This is a genomic window from Achromobacter veterisilvae, assembly GCF_037619525.1.
Lineage (GTDB): Bacteria > Pseudomonadota > Gammaproteobacteria > Burkholderiales > Burkholderiaceae_B > Achromobacter > Achromobacter veterisilvae.
Window position 1 is genome coordinate 2,886,134 of the sequence record NZ_CP148753.1, and the last position, 13,427, is coordinate 2,899,560.

12 protein-coding genes are annotated in these 13,427 nt (G+C 68.7%); 8 read left to right on the plus strand and 4 right to left on the minus strand.

Annotation, left to right across the window (positions count from 1 at the left end; genetic code table 11):
• The first annotated feature begins 2 nt into the window (after positions 1-2).
• Both WHX56_RS13290 and WHX56_RS13295 read left to right on the plus strand, forming a co-directional pair.
• The gene (locus tag WHX56_RS13290) at positions 3-842 is read left to right on the plus strand and encodes a ZIP family metal transporter (RefSeq protein WP_129242664.1); all 840 of its coding nucleotides are present in this window, start codon (positions 3-5) and stop codon (positions 840-842) included.
• A 48-nt stretch (positions 843-890) separates the two neighbouring features.
• Complete coding sequence (locus WHX56_RS13295) at positions 891-1,679, plus strand: dienelactone hydrolase family protein (protein ID WP_338881443.1); 789 nt, start codon at positions 891-893, stop codon at positions 1,677-1,679.
• A gap of 233 nt (positions 1,680-1,912) precedes the next feature.
• Here WHX56_RS13295 and WHX56_RS13300 read toward each other — a convergent pair whose 3' ends face one another.
• Positions 1,913-3,574 carry a Na/Pi cotransporter family protein gene (locus tag WHX56_RS13300; RefSeq protein WP_129242668.1) on the minus strand — a complete coding sequence of 554 codons (1,662 nt, stop codon included), beginning with the start codon at positions 3,572-3,574 and terminating at the stop codon, positions 1,913-1,915.
• 170 nt (positions 3,575-3,744) lie between these two features.
• Here WHX56_RS13300 and WHX56_RS13305 point away from each other — a divergent pair, with 170 nt between their 5' ends.
• Complete coding sequence (locus WHX56_RS13305; protein WP_129242670.1) at positions 3,745-5,136, plus strand: L-serine ammonia-lyase; 1,392 nt, start codon at positions 3,745-3,747, stop codon at positions 5,134-5,136.
• A 103-nt stretch (positions 5,137-5,239) separates the two neighbouring features.
• Here WHX56_RS13305 and htpX read toward each other — a convergent pair whose 3' ends face one another.
• The gene (htpX, locus tag WHX56_RS13310; RefSeq protein WP_129242672.1) at positions 5,240-6,121 is read right to left on the minus strand and encodes a protease HtpX; all 882 of its coding nucleotides are present in this window, start codon (positions 6,119-6,121) and stop codon (positions 5,240-5,242) included.
• Between the two features lie 151 nt (positions 6,122-6,272).
• Between htpX and WHX56_RS13315 the strand changes: the two genes are divergently transcribed.
• Together WHX56_RS13315 and WHX56_RS13320 are read left to right on the plus strand one after the other, a co-directional pair.
• Positions 6,273-7,127, plus strand: a complete 855-nt coding sequence (locus WHX56_RS13315) for a DMT family transporter (RefSeq protein ID WP_129242674.1) — start codon at positions 6,273-6,275, stop codon at positions 7,125-7,127.
• Between the two features lie 37 nt (positions 7,128-7,164).
• A complete protein-coding gene (locus WHX56_RS13320; RefSeq protein ID WP_338881445.1) occupies positions 7,165-8,016 on the plus strand; it encodes a sulfurtransferase in 852 nt (283 codons plus the stop codon).
• Between the two features lie 27 nt (positions 8,017-8,043).
• Here the strand turns inward: WHX56_RS13320 and WHX56_RS13325 are convergent, their stop codons facing one another.
• Together WHX56_RS13325 and WHX56_RS13330 are read right to left on the minus strand one after the other, a co-directional pair.
• Positions 8,044-8,613, minus strand: a complete 570-nt coding sequence (locus WHX56_RS13325) for a phosphonate degradation HD-domain oxygenase (RefSeq protein WP_129242678.1) — start codon at positions 8,611-8,613, stop codon at positions 8,044-8,046.
• Positions 8,614-8,667: 54 nt separating this feature from the next.
• Entirely contained in the window at positions 8,668-9,531 is an 864-nt protein-coding gene (locus WHX56_RS13330; RefSeq protein WP_129242680.1) for a LysR family transcriptional regulator, read from the minus strand.
• Positions 9,532-9,679: 148 nt separating this feature from the next.
• On the opposite strand from WHX56_RS13330, the gene WHX56_RS13335 reads away from it, so the two are divergent.
• Genes WHX56_RS13335 through phnX form a run of 3 tightly spaced genes read left to right on the plus strand, consistent with a single transcriptional unit; the run spans position 9,680 to position 13,368 of the window.
• Positions 9,680-10,753: a putative 2-aminoethylphosphonate ABC transporter ATP-binding protein gene (locus tag WHX56_RS13335; RefSeq protein WP_338881447.1), complete on the plus strand. Its 1,074-nt coding sequence runs from the start codon at positions 9,680-9,682 to the stop codon at positions 10,751-10,753.
• A gap of 31 nt (positions 10,754-10,784) precedes the next feature.
• Positions 10,785-12,518 carry a putative 2-aminoethylphosphonate ABC transporter permease subunit gene (locus WHX56_RS13340; protein ID WP_422393660.1) on the plus strand — a complete coding sequence of 578 codons (1,734 nt, stop codon included), beginning with the start codon at positions 10,785-10,787 and terminating at the stop codon, positions 12,516-12,518.
• 28 nt (positions 12,519-12,546) lie between these two features.
• The gene (gene phnX, locus WHX56_RS13345) at positions 12,547-13,368 is read left to right on the plus strand and encodes a phosphonoacetaldehyde hydrolase (protein ID WP_422393647.1); all 822 of its coding nucleotides are present in this window, start codon (positions 12,547-12,549) and stop codon (positions 13,366-13,368) included.
• The last annotated feature ends 59 nt before the right edge of the window (positions 13,369-13,427 follow it).

Genomic DNA, 13,427 nt, shown 5'->3' on the forward strand with positions numbered 1-13,427 from the left:
AAATGTTGCTGCTCTGGGTTCTGCTTGCCACCGTCACCGGCGGGCTCATCGCCGTCCTTGTCGCCAGTTGGCTGGCCTACAAGGTCTTCGCGCAGTATCTGCACCACATGGTGAGCCTGTCGGTGGGGGTGCTGCTGTCGGTGGCCCTGCTGCACCTGCTGCCCGAGGCGTTCGAGACAGGCGTGGCCGACGCCCATGTGCTCTTCGGGCTGATGCTGGCGTCCCTGATCGGTTTTTTCGTGCTGGAGAAGATCGCGCTGCTGCGGCACAGCCACCATCACGAGGGCGACGGCCACCATCACCACAAGGGGCACGACCGCCACGAGGCGGGCCGGGGCGGCGTGCTGATCCTGGTCGGCAGTTCGCTGCACAATCTGTGCGACGGCGTGCTGGTGGCGGCGGCTTTCCTGACCGATCCGCTGCTGGGCGTGCTGACCGCCGCGTCCATCATCATCCATGAGGTGCCGCACAAGCTCGGCGACTTCGTCGTGCTGCTCAACGCCGGCCTGGCGCGCCGCCGCGCCTTCGCCCTGATCCTGTTCACCAGCTTGTGTTCAGCCGTGGGCGGCATAATAGGGTTCTTCGTGCTGCAGCAGGCGCAGGGCTGGGTGCCCTATATTCTGGTGGTTGCGGCCAGCAGCTTCCTCTATATCTCGGTGGCCGACCTGATGCCGCAGATGCACGAACGGGTATCCCTTGCCGACGCCGTCCCGCAGTTGCTGCTGGTCGGGGTGGGCGTGGCGCTGATCTACAGCGTGACCACGCTGATGCACCACGGGCACGACCATGATGCCGAAGCCGGCCATGGCGCGCCGCAGGCGGAGCACGTCCACCGGCATTAGGACGCTCCAGGGTATCCGGCCTTGTCGACCCCAACAGAGGAGTACTCCATGAGTTTTTCCGCCGCAGCCGGCAACGTCGCGCCCACCGTGATCCACACGGACACCCAGGGACTGGTCCACGGGGATTTCAAACTGCCCGTGGCCGACGGTTCGATCGACGCCTACTACGCCGCGCCCGAAGGCAAGCGCGACCTGTCCATCGTGCTGGTGGTGCAGGAGATCTTCGGTGTGCACGAGCACATCAAGGACCTGTGCCGGCGGGTCGCCAAGGCCGGCTACCTGGCCGTGGCCGCGAACCTGTACGAACGCCAGGGCGACGCCTCGGCCTATACCGACATCCCCAAGCTCATTTCGGAACTGGTCAGCAAGGTGCCCGACGAACAGGTGTACGCCGACCTGGACGCCAGCGTGGCCTGGGCCGCCCGCAACGGCGGGGACGCCAAGCGCGTGGCGGTGACGGGATTCTGCTGGGGCGGGCGCCTGACCTGGATGTACGCGGCCCACAATCCGGACGTGAAGGCCGCCGTGGCCTGGTACGGCAAGCTCAGCGTGGGCCACGGCCCGCTGATCAAGCGCATGGCCTTCGACGTGGTGAACGAACTTCACGGGCCGGTCCTGGGCCTGTACGGGGCCAAGGACGCCAGCATCCCGCTGGCCGACGTCGAGGCCATGAAGGCCAAACTGGCCGCCGGCAACGACAACGCCAGGCGGTCGGAGTTCGTGGTGTACCCGGAAGCCGACCACGCCTTCCTGGCGGACTACCGGGCCAGTTACAAGGCCGACGCCGCGCAGGACGGCTGGAAGCGCATGCTGGAGTGGTTCAAGCGCTATCTGTAATGCTGCAATGCAGGTGTCAGACATCCGCGTAATACAGGTGTCTGACACCCGTACGAGATGCCCATACAGGCTGAAGGCGGTGTCCCCGGGTGTCAGACACCAGGCTCGCACGGCGCGAGGTATACAACGACGACCTCCGCAAAAATGGCCGGCCCGCCCGCCGGGCCGCCCCAAGGGCGGGCCAGCCCCCTCGGGGGGCAGCAAGCCCGCGCAGCGGGCGCAGCGTGGGGGCCCTAATTCCCCGCTTCGCGCAGGCGGCTGGGCAGCAGCTCTCCATGGCGGGCCAGCAGCGGATACGCCGCGGCGCCCACCAGATGGGAGTTGATGCCCTTCATGTCGCGCAGGATGTCCAGATAAAGGGCGCCCACTTCGGCCGCATCGACCTCGCCGGCCTTGATCTTCTGCAGGTGCGTGTCGGCGGCGGTGGTTTCTATCGTGCGGAAGCGCGCCTTTTCGCCCGCCAGCGAGCGGGCCTGGCGCAGGTCGTCGTTGACGAACAGCGCGGCGGCCGTACGCTGGTTGGCGATGAGCTGGCCCAGCGTGTCGTCCAGGCTGGCGCGCTGCTCGGGCGAGAAGACCCAGCCCTGCTTGCGCAGCTTGGCGACGTGGCCTAGCAGGCCGTGGTGGGCGATGTCGCCCGCATGGCCGATGTTGCTGATGAAGGCCAGGATGTCGTCCAGGCGCTGCAGGTCCTCGCGCGTCATGTTTTCCTGGTCCAGCGTGGCCAGGTAGGTCGTGATGGCGTTTTCCAGCTTGTCCAGGGCGCTGTCCAGTTGGCGCGCCTGCACCATGCGGTGGCGGTTGTCGCGCTTGAAGCCCGCGCGGGCATAGAGCAGCAGCGTCTGCAGCATGTCGGCCATGCGCAGGCCTTCCCGGGCGGCGTTGCCCAGGGCCACGGCCGGCACGTCATGGGCCCATTCGTCCAGGTACTGGGGGCGGGACGGGTCGTTCGGGTCGGCGCGCTTGGGCAGCCAGCGGGTGAGCAGGGCGGCGTAGGGCGTCAGCAGCGGCAGGAACACCAGGGCGATGACCGCGTTGAACAGGGTGTGGAAGTTGGCCACGGCGCGGGCCGGGTCGTTCGCCAGCTCGCTCATCAGAGGCTGGAGGTAGGGCAGCAGTATCAGGCCGGCCAGCACGCCGATCACCCGGGTGAGCAGGTTGCCCAGGGGCAGGCGGCGTGCGGCGGGGTCGTCCCCGGTCACGCCTTCTATCATGGGGTTGATGGCGGTGCCCAGGTTGGCGCCCAGCACCAGCGCGAACGCCACGTGCGGCGCCACCATGTGGTGGCTGGCCAAGGACATCACCAGCACGACCACGGCCACGCTGGAGTGCGCCGCCCAGGTGAAGGCGGCCGACAGCAGCACGGCGGCCACCGGCTGGGTCGACAGGGCGTCCAGGATCATGCCCAGCATGGGCGCGGTCTGGAACGGCTGGAACAGTTCGACCAACTGGTGCAGCGACAGCAGCAGCAGCCCCAGCCCGATGAAGACGCGGCCCAGGTCGCGCGTGCGCCCCGGCGGGTAGCGGCGGAACATCCAGACGCCCGCCAGGATCAGGATCGGGGCGAGCGAGGTCAGGTCGAAGGACAGCAACTGGACGATGAGCGTGGTGCCCACGTTGGCGCCCAGCATGGCCGACAGCGCCGGCACCAGGCCGACGACCCCGCCGGCCGCGAAGCCGGTGATCATCAGGCCCGTGGCGGTGCTGCTCTGCAGCGCGGCGGTGATGCCCAGGCCGGCCGCGAAGGCCCGCAAGCGGGTGCCCAGCGCCCGGCCCAGCGCGGCGCCCAGCGCGGCGCCGAAGGCGCGTTGCACGCCTGTCTGGACCATGTGCACGCCCCACAGCAGGAGGGCGACGTAGCCGGCGAAGTCAAGCAGGGTGATAAGTCCGGACATCCGTTTCCATTCTTTTTATGACAAGAAATAATTCTGTAATGATCGCATGCGCGGCCAGGACAGGGAAACCTGTCCCCACAATACAGCATACGCCCGCCGGGGCTTTACTGCGCGCGGCATGGGCAGCGCGTATCATTGCCTGACCAACCTTAGAAGCACTGGAGTTTTGCGTGGCGGTTTCCGTATTCGACCTGTTCAAGATAGGCATAGGCCCGTCCAGTTCCCATACGGTGGGGCCGATGCGGGCGGCGCTGCTGTTCGCCCAGGGCCTGGAGCGCGACGGACTGATGCCGCGCGTGGCCTCCGTGCGCGCCGAGCTTTACGGGTCGCTGGGCGCCACGGGCAAGGGCCACGGCACCGACAAGGGCGTGCTGCTGGGCCTGATGGGCGAAGCGCCCGATACCGTGGATCCCGCCGCCATCGCCGGCATGATCGCGTCGGTGCGGGCCAGCCGCCAGTTGCCGCTGCTGGGCCGCTACGTCGTCCCGTTCGTGGAAAAAGAGCACATGATGTTCTACCGCCGCGAAGCCATGGCGGAACATCCTAACGGCATGAAGTTTCACGCATTTGACGCCGAGGGCGAGCCGCTGCGCGAATCCCGCTACCTGTCGGTGGGCGGGGGCTTCGTGGTGACGGCCGGCGCGTCGAACAGCCAGGTCATCGCCGCGCACGACCAATTGCCCTATCCATTCCGCATGGGCCGCGAATTGCTGTCCATGTGCCGCGACAGCGGGCTGTCGGTGGCCCGGCTGATGATGAAGAACGAGCTGACCTGGCGCGACGAGGCCGAGGTGCACGCCGGGCTCGACCGCATCTGGCAAGTGATGCAGGACTGTGTCTCGCGCGGCTGCGGCATCAATTACCCGGAAGCGGACGGCGAACTGCCGGGCCCCTTGCGCGTGCGCCGCCGCGCGCCCGAGCTCTACCGCAACCTGACGCAGCGCGCCGAACGTACGCTGTCCGACCCCCTGTCGGTCATGGACTGGGTGAACCTGTACGCCATGGCGGTCAACGAGGAAAACGCCGCCGGCGGCCGCGTGGTCACGGCGCCGACCAACGGCGCGGCGGGCATCATCCCGGCCGTGCTGCACTACTACGACCGCTTCGTGCCCGGTTCCAACCGCGAAGGCGTGCGGGATTTCCTGCTGACGGCGGCGGCCGTGGGGCTGCTGTACAAGTACAACGCGTCGCTCTCGGGCGCCGAGGTCGGCTGTCAGGGCGAAGTGGGCGTGGCGTGCTCGATGGCGGCGGGCGGCCTGGCCGCGGCGCTGGGCGGCACGGTGGAGCAGGTCGAGAACGCCGCCGAGATCGGCATGGAGCACAACCTGGGCCTGACCTGCGACCCCGTGGGCGGCCTGGTGCAGATTCCCTGTATCGAGCGCAACGCCATGGCCTCCATCAAGGCCGTGAACGCGGCGCGCATGGCGCTGCGCGGCGACGGCCAGCACTACGTGTCGCTGGATTCGGTCATCAAGACCATGCGCGAAACCGGCGCCGACATGAAGACGAAGTACAAGGAAACCGCGCGCGGCGGCCTGGCCGTGAATATCGTCGAGTGCTGATTCCGTTGGGGGGGTGTCTGACACCCCTTGGAATGGCGGCGCGATCTGAAGTCCGTCTCCCGCGGGTGTCAGACACCAAACGAGGCGGGAAGCCGGGCGCAGCTCAGATCACTTTGGCATGCTGCAGCGCGGCGATGCGGGCCGGAATCGGCGGGTGCGACGCGAACATGGCGGCGATGCCGCCCTTGCCGGTGATGCCCGAGGCCTCGAAGGACCTGGGCAGTTCGCCGGGTTCCAGGCCGCCCAGGCGGGCCAGGGCGCGGATCATGGGTTCGCGGGCGCCCATCAGGTGGGCCGAGCCGGCGTCGGCGCGGTATTCGCGCTGGCGCGAGAACCAGGCCACGATGATCGAGGCCAGGATGCCGAAAATGATCTCACAGACCAGTACCGTGACGTAGTAGCCCGGGCCGATGCCGCGTTCGTTCTTGAACACGACGCGGTCGATGAAGTAGCCGACCACGCGGGCCAGGAACACGACGAAGGTGTTCACGACACCCTGGATCAGGGTCAGCGTGATCATGTCGCCGTTGGCGATGTGGGCGACTTCGTGGGCCAGCACGGCGGCGACTTCCTCTTCGCTCATGCTTTCCAGCAGGCCGGTCGACACGGCGACCAGCGAGTCGTTCTTGAATGCGCCGGTGGCGAACGCGTTGGGCGCGCCTTCATAGATGGCGACTTCGGGGCGGCCGATGCCGGCGCGGTCGGCCAGTTGGTGCACGGTGTCGACCAGCCAGGCCTCGCGCTGGTTGCGGGGCGAGTTCGGGTCCAGCACCTGCGCGCCGGTGCTCCACTTGGCCATCGGCTTGCTGATCAGGAGCGAGATGATGGCGCCCGTGAAGCCGACGACCAGCGAGAAGATGAGCAGGGCGTTGAGGTTCAGGCCGTTGGCGGTGATGTAGCGGTCTACGCCCAGGATGCGCAGCGTGGCCGACAGCACGAGCATGACGGCCAGGTTGGTGATGACGAACAGGATGATGCGTTTCATGTTTTTTTGGTCCTCTGCGAGCGGGAATTGCCGGAATTCGACAAGGCGGCGGCCCGCCAGTTCCCCGAGCCGGCGGCACCGCTCCGGTGACGGAGAGTATAGTATCGCTTTCCCTTATTCCTCCTCACTCTTCCCTTAGCGCAGATCCCCCATGCAGGCTCTCTGGATGTTATTGGCGTCCGCCATGTTCGCCATTATGGGATCGTTCGTGAAGCTCGGTACCGAGCATGGCGCGTCGTTGCCGCAAGTGGTGCTTTTCCGCGGCCTGCCGTCGGTCATCCTGCTGCTGATCTGGGCCCGCGCCGGCCGCCAGTCCATCATCCCGACTAGCTGGAAGCTGCACCTGTGGCGCAATCTCTCCGGCGTCACCTCGATGTGGCTGGGTTTTTTCGCGATTTCCCACCTGCCGCTGGCCACGGCCACCAGCCTGAACTACACGGCGCCGCTTTTCATCGCCTGTTGGATGCTGGGCTGGGGCGGCGCGCAGCGCGACCCCGTGCGCATCGCGGCGGTGGCGCTGGGGTTCCTCGGGGTGATCGCCGTGCTGCGCCCCAGCATCAACGAAGACCAGTGGCTGGCCGCCTTGCTGGGCATGGCGGCCGGCGCCATGTCGGCCATCGCCATGATGCAGATCCGCCAGTTGGGCCGCATCGGCGAACCCGAATGGCGCACGGTGCTGTTCTTCTCCGTGGCCGTGTGCGTGTCCAGCATGGTCGGGCTGGCCTTCGAAGGCTGGGGCCGCGCCGACTGGACGGGCTACCTGTCGCTGGTGGGCGTGGGCGTGGCGGGCCTGTTCGGCCAACTGGCCATGACCCGGGCGTTCGGGGTGGGTTCGGCCCTGCTGACGGCGGCCCTGCAATACAGCACCATCATTTTCGCGGCCCTGCTGGGCATGGGCCTATGGGGCGACCATCTCGACGCCCTGGCCTGGGCAGGCATGGGCCTGATCATTTTCGCGGGCCTGCTGTCGGTATGGCGCACCATGCGCGACCCCAAGCCGGCCTGAGCCGCGGCCGACCCTATCCCATACAGGAGCACACCGAATGACGATGACACTGATTTCCGCGGCCGGCCTGGCCGAGCGCCTGAATGCCCCCGGCGTGCGCGTCTTCGATGTGCGCCACGACCTGACCAACCACTCGGTCGGCCGCCAGGCCTACGAGGCCGGCCATATCCCCGGCGCCCGCTACCTGGACCACGAGACCGAACTGGCCGCGGCCCGCACGGGCAGGAACGGACGCCACCCGCTGCCGTCGCGCGCGGCGTTCGGCGCGCTGATGGCGGCCCATGGCGTGACGCCCGAGACCCTGGTGGTGGCGTACGACGCCAGCGGCGGCATGTACGCCGCCCACCTGTGGTGGATGCTGCGCTGGCTGGGGCACGGGCAGGTTGCCGTGCTGGACGGCGGCTGGCAGGCCTGGACCGCCGCCGGGCTGCCCACGGCCGCCGAGGCCGAACCGGCCCCGGCGCCGGGCGCGGCGGTGGAACCCGGCGTTGCGCTGGCCGGATCCGTGGACGCCCGGGCCGTGCTGGACAACATCGCCCGCCCCTCGTTCACCGTGATCGACGCGCGCGCGGCCAACCGGTACCGCGGCGAGGTCGAGCCCATGGATCCCGTGGCGGGCCATATCCCGGGCGCGCTGAACCGCCCCAATGGCGAGAATCTCCAGCCGGACGGCCGCTTCAAGCCGGCCGAGCAACTGCGCGCCGAATTCGCCGGCTTGCTGGACGGACGCGATCCCGCGTCCATCGTGCACCAGTGCGGTTCGGGCATCACCGCCTGCCACAATCTGCTGTCCATGGAGATCGCGGGCCTGGCGGGTTCGCGCCTGTACCCGGGGTCCTGGAGCGAGTGGTGCAGCGACCCGTCCCGCCCGGTGGCCAAGGGCGCCTGATACCGGCAAACCCCGGACAGGCCGCCCTTACCAGACGGCGGCCAGCCTGACCCGCGCCGAGACGCCTTCGGCGATTTCCAGGAAGTGGTCCAGCGACGGGGTCGCCAGCCCGGGCACCTTGGCCATGTCGTCCCAGCGCCTCAGACGTATCGCGTCCGGCGCGCCCGGCACGCTCGCGAAATCCACCGCCTGGCCCGCATCGAAACCGCCCCCTTGCAGCGCCAGGCTGCGCTTCGAATCCTCCGAGAGCGACGCTTCATATTGCGGCTCCATATAGCAGAGGTAGCGTTTGGCCTCCACGTGCAGCCGGATCGGGTCCAGCACCTCGGGGCCGAACAGGCCGCGCAGGAACGGCAGCACGAAGTACTGATGCTTGTCGTCGATGCCGCGCAGGGTCGGCGTGCCCGGCCGGTCGGCGATGAGGTGGCCGAGGTCGTGCAGCAGGCAGGCCGTGATCAGGTGGGGGCCGGCGCCGTTGCGTTCGGCGAGCGCCGCCGTCTGCAGCGCATGCCGCAGATGGCTGACGGATTCGCCATGATAGGAGCGGTGTCCGCGCTCCAGGAAGATCTGTTCGATATCTTGCAGGGTCAAGGCCATGGTCGTCTCCAGGGTGGCCGCAAAGCGGAGGTGGCGGGCGGGGGCCGGTGCCGGTCAGTTCGCGGCCGGCGCCATCTCCAGAAAGCGCGCGATGAGCTGCACCGGTTGGCGCTCGCGCAGGCAATACAGGTATTCGTGCATCACGATGTCGGCGCCCTGGATGTCCAGGGCCGCCAGGTCGGGATGCGAGGGGATTTCGCGCGAGGGGATCAGGCTGATCCCCAGCCCGCACAGGATGGCTTGCCGGATCGATTCCCGGCTGCCGATCTCCAGCGTGCGGCGCACGGCGACGCCGGCCGCCCGCAGGGCGTCTTCCGTGAGCTGCCGCGTCATGGAACCGGGTTCGCGCAGGAGCAGGGCGTGTTCCGCCAGGTCGGCCAGGCGGACCTGGCCGCGGCGGGCCAGCGGGTGGTCGCGATGCGTCACCACGCGGATGGGATCGGCGGCGATCCTCCGCCGGTACAGGTGCCTGTCATCCATCAGAAAGGATGAGGTGGCAATCTCGATGCGGTAATCGTGCAGCGCCTGCAGCATGCTCTGCGAATTGCCGATCGTGAGGGTCAGGTCGATGCCCGGGTAGCGCTGGTTGTAGCTGCGCACCGTGTCCATGATGTAGAAGGGGCCGGTGGCGCCGATGCGCAGATTGCCTTCGCGCAGATCGCTGGCGTCGCGCAGGCGGAAGTCGATCTCGGTTTCCTGCTGGACCAGCTTCTCCACCATGGGCATCAGGCTGTGGCCCGCGTCCGACAGGCGCATGCCGCGCCCCTGCCGATGGAACAGTTCTACCCCGTAGCGCGACTCCAACTGGCGCAATTGCCCCGTCACCGTGGGCTGGCTGACGCCCAACTGGGCGGCGGCCTTGGTGACGGTGCCGCAGCGGGCCACGGCGTAGAAGGATTTGAGTTCGGCGACAAGCACGGTGTTTGGGGGTGGTAAATGGACGCAATGCGCAAGACCGCCAGTACACCAAAATAATTTGATGTTTTTATTACTGCATTTGCGCGAAGTGTCATAAACACTCAATACGCGCGTTCCATACTGCCTGCGTTCCCAAACCGGAGGCCCCATGGCCGCACGCGACAACGCATTTCTCTCCGTCAGGCATCTTGTGAAGCGGTTCGGCAGCCACACCGCGCTGTCGGACGTCTCGCTCGACATCCGCGCCGGAGAGCTGGTGTGCCTGCTGGGGCCCTCGGGCTGCGGCAAGACCACCCTGCTGCGCGCGATCGCCGGCCTGGAGCGCCAGGACAGCGGCGCGATCGTGCTGTCCGGCCGCGACATTTCGCACGCCGAGCCGCAAGCGCGCGACTACGGCATCCTGTTCCAGTCCTATGCCTTGTTCCCCAACCTGACCGTGGCCCAGAACGTGGCCTACGGACTGAGCGGCAAGCGCGCCCACCGCAGCCACGTCGCCAGCCGCGTCGAGGAAATGCTGACGCTGGTGGGCCTGGCGGGCGCGGCCGGAAAATATCCGGGACAGATTTCGGGCGGACAGCAGCAGCGCGTGGCCCTGGCGCGCGCGCTGGCCCCGTCGCCGTCCCTGCTGCTGCTGGACGAGCCCATGTCCGCCCTGGACGCCCGCGTGCGCGAACATCTGCGCATCGAACTGCGCGCCCTGCAAAAGCGCCTGTCGATCACCACGCTGATGGTCACCCACGACCAGGAAGAGGCCATGGTGATGGCCGACCGCATCGCCGTCATGAACGGCGGCGTCATCGAACAGTACGGCACCCCGAGAGAGCTTTACCGCCAGCCCGGCTCGGCCTTCATCGCCGATTTCGTGGGCGAGGCCAACTGGCTGCCGTTCGAGCGCGTGGACGCGCATCGCGCCCGCGTCGGCCGGCAGGAACTGGCCGTGGACGAGGCGCTGGACGCCGCCATGGGCAGGCTGTTCGTGCGGCCGGAAGCGGTGCGTGTGAGCACGGCGCGCCCGGACCTGCCCAACGCCATGCTGGCCGACGTGCTGGACGGCGTGTTCCTGGGCCGCGGCTACCGCCTGGCCCTGCGCCTGGAAGGCGTGCCCGGCGCGACGGTGCATTCCATCGTATCCCCTGAAATCGGAGACGCCCTGCTGGGCCCTCACGCCGCCAGCCGCTGCTGGGTGGAGCTGCCGCGCCATGCGCTACGCGCCTACGCTTGATCCCGCCATGGTCCGCTCCTCCGATGCGCCCATGCCGGCCGCTCCCGTTGCCGCGCCCGCGCCGTCGCTGGGCCGGCGCCCCTTGCCCGCCTGGATCGGCGCGGCCGGCCTGGCGGCCGGGCAGGGCGCGCTGGCGCTGGGCCTGCTGCTGTTCCTGGCCCTGCCGCTGGCGGCGATCCTGATCAAGGCCGTGACCGACGGCAACGGCGATTGGGCCGGGCTGTCGGTGGTCGCCGGCATCATCGGCGGCGACGGTTTCCTGGCCATGGTCGCGCGCAGCCTGGCGGTGGGCGCCGTGACGACGCTGCTGGTCGTGCCCTGCGCCTACGGATTCGCCTATGGCCTGACGCGCACGCGCCTGCCGGGCAAGGGGCTGCTGCGCACCGTCGCCCTGCTGCCGCTGCTCGCTCCGTCGCTGCTGCCGGGCATCGCGCTGGTGTACCTGCTGGGCAACCAGGGCCTGCTCAAGGGGCTGACCGGCGGCGCCACCATCTACGGTTTCTGGGGCATCGTCGCGGGCGAGGCGTTCTACACCTTCCCGCACGCCCTCATGATCCTGCTGACCGGGCTGGCCCTGGCCGACGGCCGCCTCTACGACGCCGCGCGCGCCATGGGCGCGGGCCCGTGGCGCACCTTCATGACCGTGACCCTGCCGGGCACCCGCTACGCCGTGTTCTCCGCGTGCTGCGTGGTGTTCACGCTGACGGTGACGGACTTCGGCGTACCCAAGGTCGTCGGCGGCGACTACAACGTGCTGGCGATGGAGGCCTACAAGGCCGTGGTCGGGCAGCAGAATTTCCCCAAGGGCGCGGCCATCGGCATCCTGCTGCTCCTGCCCGCCCTCCTGACCTTCGCGCTGGACCGCCGGCTGCGCGCCCGCCAGGGCGCCCAACTGAGCGGCCGGGCCCAGCCCTACGCGGCGGGCGCCGACCGCCGCCGCGACGCCGCGTTCCTGGCGCTGGCCGGCGTGCTGGCCGCGTTCCTGCTGCTGATCATCGGCGTGGCGGTCTGGGCGTCGTTCGTGAAGATGTGGCCCTACAACCTGTCGATGTCGCTGCGTTCCTATGACTTCGACAACATGGACGGCGGCGGCTGGCTGGCCTGGCGCAACAGCCTGCAACTGGCGTTCTGCACGGCGCTGGCGGGCACGGCCGTGGTCTTCACCGGCGCCTGGATGATGGAAAAGGTGCCGGCCCGCGGCGCCATGGCGCAGGGCCTGCGCGGCCTGCTCGGCATGCTGGCGCTGATGCCCATGGCCGTTCCGGGACTGGTGCTGGGGCTGGGCTACATCTTCTTCTTCAACAGCCCGATGAATCCGCTGAACGTGCTGTACGGAACGATGCCGCTGCTGGTCCTGTGCACCGTCGTCCACTTCTACACCAGCGCGCACCTGACGGCCGCCACCGCGCTCAACGCGCTGGACCCCGAGTTCGAGGCCGCTTCCGCGTCGCTGAAGGTGCCGCGCCTGACCACGTTCCTGCGCGTGACCCTGCCGATGTGCCTGCCGGCCGCGCTGGACGTCGCCCGCTATCTGTTCGTTTCCGCCATGACGACGGTGTCCGCCGTGGTGTTCCTGTACAGCCCGTCCACGGTGCTGGCCGCGGTCGCGGTGCTGAACATGGACGACGCCGGCTTCATCGGCCCCGCCGCCGCCATGTGCACCGTGATCATGGCCAGTTCGGCCGCCGCGGCGCTGGCCCTGCACCTGGCAAGCCGCGCGCTGGTGGCGCGCAGCCAGGCCTGGCGCCGCCCCGCGGCCCATTGACCGACTATTTTCCTGAAGGATGACCCTCATGACTGTTTCGCCTTTGCCCGTCCGCCTGGAAGCGGTGATCTTCGATTGGGCCGGAACGCTGGTCGATTTCGGTTCTTTCGCGCCCACCAAAGTGTTCGTCGACGCGTTCGCGCAGTTCGGCATGGACGTCTCGCTGGCGCAGGCCCGCGGCCCGATGGGCATGGGCAAGTGGGACCACATCCGCGCGCTGTGCAACGACATCGCCATCGCCGGCCAGTACCAGGCCCAGTTCGGCCGCCTGCCTACCGACGACGACGTGACCGCCATCTATGAGCGCTTCCTGCCGATGCAACTGGAGAAGGTCGCCCAGTATTCGGCGGCCATACCCGGCGCGGCCGAACTGCTGCGCGCGCTGCGCCAGCGCGGCCTGAAGATCGGTTCGTGCTCGGGCTATCCCGACAGCGTCATGCGCCGCGTGGTCGAGCGCGCCGCCGCGGAGGGCCTGGAGCCCGACTGCATCGTGGCCAGCGACGACGTGCCGCGCGCCCGCCCCGCGCCCGCGATGGCCCTGAAGAACGTGGTGGAGCTGGGCCTGTCGGACGTGGCCGCGTGCATCAAGGTCGACGACACCGCGCCGGGGATCGAGGAAGGGCGCCGCGCCGGCATGTGGACCGTGGGCCTGCTGCTCTCCGGCAACGCCGCCGGCCTGACGCTGGACGAATACCTGAGCCTGGACGACGCCGGCCGCCAGGAGGCGCGCGCCCGGGCCAGCGCCGAACTTTCGCCCGCCGCGCCACATTACCTGATCGACACCGTCGCCGACCTGCCCGCCGTGATCGCCGATATCGAATCCCGCTTGTCCGCGGGCCGGCGGCCCTAACCGCTCACCGACCCTTTACGCGCCGCATACGGGACCGGTTCGCGCCGGCCCCGGGGGCC

Bases quoted from the DNA above. Each gene is read 5' to 3' on its own strand.
- htpX (WP_129242672.1), bottom strand. From the start codon at position 6,121: ATGAAACGCATCATCCTGTTCGTCATCACCAACCTGGCCGTCATGCTC.
- WHX56_RS13295 (WP_338881443.1), top strand. From the start codon at position 891: ATGAGTTTTTCCGCCGCAGCCGGCAACGTCGCGCCCACCGTGATCCAC.
- WHX56_RS13335 (WP_338881447.1), top strand. From the start codon at position 9,680: ATGGCCGCACGCGACAACGCATTTCTCTCCGTCAGGCATCTTGTGAAG.
- WHX56_RS13320 (WP_338881445.1), top strand. From the start codon at position 7,165: ATGACGATGACACTGATTTCCGCGGCCGGCCTGGCCGAGCGCCTGAAT.
- WHX56_RS13290 (WP_129242664.1), top strand. From the start codon at position 3: ATGTTGCTGCTCTGGGTTCTGCTTGCCACCGTCACCGGCGGGCTCATC.
- WHX56_RS13325 (WP_129242678.1), bottom strand. From the start codon at position 8,613: ATGGCCTTGACCCTGCAAGATATCGAACAGATCTTCCTGGAGCGCGGA.
- phnX (WP_422393647.1), top strand. From the start codon at position 12,547: ATGACTGTTTCGCCTTTGCCCGTCCGCCTGGAAGCGGTGATCTTCGAT.
- WHX56_RS13300 (WP_129242668.1), bottom strand. From the start codon at position 3,574: ATGTCCGGACTTATCACCCTGCTTGACTTCGCCGGCTACGTCGCCCTC.
- WHX56_RS13315 (WP_129242674.1), top strand. From the start codon at position 6,273: ATGCAGGCTCTCTGGATGTTATTGGCGTCCGCCATGTTCGCCATTATG.
- WHX56_RS13340 (WP_422393660.1), top strand. From the start codon at position 10,785: ATGCCGGCCGCTCCCGTTGCCGCGCCCGCGCCGTCGCTGGGCCGGCGC.